2 rRNA genes are annotated in these 603 nt (G+C 47.3%); both read right to left on the reverse strand.

Features of this window, described 5'->3' with window-relative positions:
• Positions 1-74 (reverse strand): 5S ribosomal RNA (gene rrf / locus A3763_RS08395); the annotation flags it as partial.
• Between the two features lie 167 nt (positions 75-241).
• A 23S ribosomal RNA gene (locus A3763_RS08400) occupies positions 242-603 on the reverse strand; the annotation flags it as partial.

Below are 603 nucleotides of genomic sequence, written 5' to 3' on the forward strand. Positions count from 1 at the left end.
CCATCGGCGATGCTTCGTTTCACTTCTGAGTTCGGGATGGGATCAGGTGGTTCCAAAGCTCTATGGTCGTCAGGCAAAACTTCGGTTGCTGATACTTCATCAACAACACTTAATTCTGCGTCTTTAACAATAGCAAGTAATAGCTAATTTAATCTCTGCTGTCTAACGAAGACTCATATCCAATTTGCGTTACCCGTCGTTGTACGAATAATCATTCACTATAAAACCACTTGGGCGTTATATAGTTAAGCCTCACGAGCAATTAGTACTGGTTAGCTCAATACGTTACCGCACTTACACACCCAGCCTATCAACGTCATAGTCTTTAACGGCTCTTTAGGGGAATTAAATTCCCAGGGAAAACTTATCTTGAAGGGGGCTTCCCGCTTAGATGCTTTCAGCGGTTATCCTGTCCGAACGTAGCTACCGGGCAATGCGTCTGGCGACACAACCCGAACACCAGGGGTTCGTCCACTCCGGTCCTCTCGTACTAGGAGCAGCTCTTCTCAATTTTCCAACGTCCACGGCAGATAGGGACCGAACTGTCTCACGACGTTCTAAACCCAGCTCGCGTACCACTTTAAATGGCGAACAGCCATACCC

The organism is Oleiphilus sp. HI0128, assembly GCF_001635365.1.